General features: G+C 66.6%; 1 protein-coding gene. It reads left to right on the top strand.

Annotated features, from left to right (window positions below):
- Position 1: 1 nt before the first annotated feature.
- On the top strand, positions 2 to 1,016 hold a 1,015-nt coding region (locus tag JCM25156_RS17990; protein WP_242402740.1), incomplete at its 3' end, for a transglycosylase domain-containing protein.

Below are 1,016 nucleotides of genomic sequence, written 5' to 3'. Positions count from 1 at the left end.
GCTGGCCGGGAGCACACTGGCCGTCGTGCTGCTTGGCGGCGGCGTGGGCGGCGTGGTGGCGTGGCGCGAATATGAACGCCTGAGCGAGGGCCTGCCCACCGTTGACGGCCTGCGCACCTACCAGCCGCCGGTGATGAGCCGCCTGTATTCCGGGGATGATCAGGTCATGGCCGAACTGGCGGCCGAACGCCGTATATTCGTGCCCTACAGCGCCATTCCCGTGCGCGTGCGCAGCGCCTTCCTTGCCGCCGAGGATCAGAAATTCTTCACCCATGGCGGTGTTGACCCGCTGGCGATCCTGCGCGCGGGCGTGACCGACATGATGATGCACGGCACCAAGCACCGCCCCATCGGGGCGTCCACCATCACGCAGCAGGTCGCGCGCATCATGCTGCTCGGTTCGAACGCGGTGTCGATGGACCGCAAGATAAAGGAAGCCCTGCTGGCCATGCGGCTGGAGCAGACGCTGAGCAAGGAACAGATACTCGAAATCTACCTCAACGAAATCTATCTGGGCGAAGGCGCGTACGGTATCGGCGCCGCCGCGCAGACCTATTTCAACAAGCCGCTCGACCAGCTTGACAATGCCGAGGCCGCCTTTCTGGGCGCGCTGCCCAAATCGCCCACCAACTACAACCCGCACCGCTTCGTGCAGGCGGCGACCAACCGGCGCAACTGGGTGCTGGACCGGATGGCCGACCTGCACGACATCACCCCGGAGGAAGCGCGCGCCGCCCAGCAGGAACCGCTGGTCCCGGCCAATTTCACCCGCCCCGGCCCGGTGCCTGGCTCCGAATGGTTTGCCGAGGAGGTGCGCCGCGAACTGATCGAACGCTACGGCATCGGTACCACGATGGAAGGCGGCCTGTCGGTCCATACATCGCTTGATTCCCACCTGCAGCAGGCGGCCACCACGGCGCTGCGCGAGGGCCTGCTGCGCTATGACCGCGCGCATGGCGGCTGGCGCGGCGCGTTCATGCATCTTGACGCGGCCGATGTGGGTGGGGACTGGGCGG

It is taken from the genome of Komagataeibacter kakiaceti JCM 25156 (assembly GCF_000613305.1).
The sequence above is the reverse complement of the archived record's forward strand: the minus strand, read 5'-3'. Positions and strand labels throughout refer to the sequence as shown.